Genomic DNA, 486 nt, shown 5'->3' on the forward strand with positions numbered 1-486 from the left:
GGTCCGCGCCCTCGCGCCCGGCGATCAGGACGTTGTCGAACACCGTCGAGGTGGCGGCCATCGAAGTGCCGCCGATCTTTTCCACGGAATGTGTTCCGTTCATGCGGGTACTCCTTTGAGGCTGCCGGACACCGGCGTCACCGGCTTCACCTCGCGCGCGGCAATGAAATCCGGACGCGGAGTGGCCGCGGCGAACGGCGCCTCCAGCCGGTTGCTCACCGCATTGTAGACAAGGAAGGCATTGGCGCGCGGGAACGGGGTGATATTGCCATTGGAGCCGTGCATCGTGTTGCAGTCGAACACGATCACCGTTCCCGGCCTGCCGGTCGGCGCAACAATGCCCTGACGGTGCGCCAGTTCGGCCAGCGTGTCCTCGTCGGGCACGCCGTATTCCTGCTTGCGCAACGACGCCTTGTAGTGATCGTCCGGCGTCTCGCCCACGCAGGCGATGAAGACGTGCTGCGATCCGGGGATCACCATCAGCGG

The 486-nt window shown here is 65.4% G+C and carries 1 protein-coding gene; it reads right to left on the reverse strand.

What is annotated here, in order from left to right; all coding sequences use genetic code 11:
- Positions 1-99: 99 nt before the first annotated feature.
- Positions 100-486 (reverse strand): phytanoyl-CoA dioxygenase family protein (locus tag ACYPYD_RS06645; RefSeq protein ID WP_459662553.1); only part of this gene is annotated, 387 nt, incomplete at its 5' end.

The organism is Novosphingobium sp. 11B, from assembly GCF_054589055.1.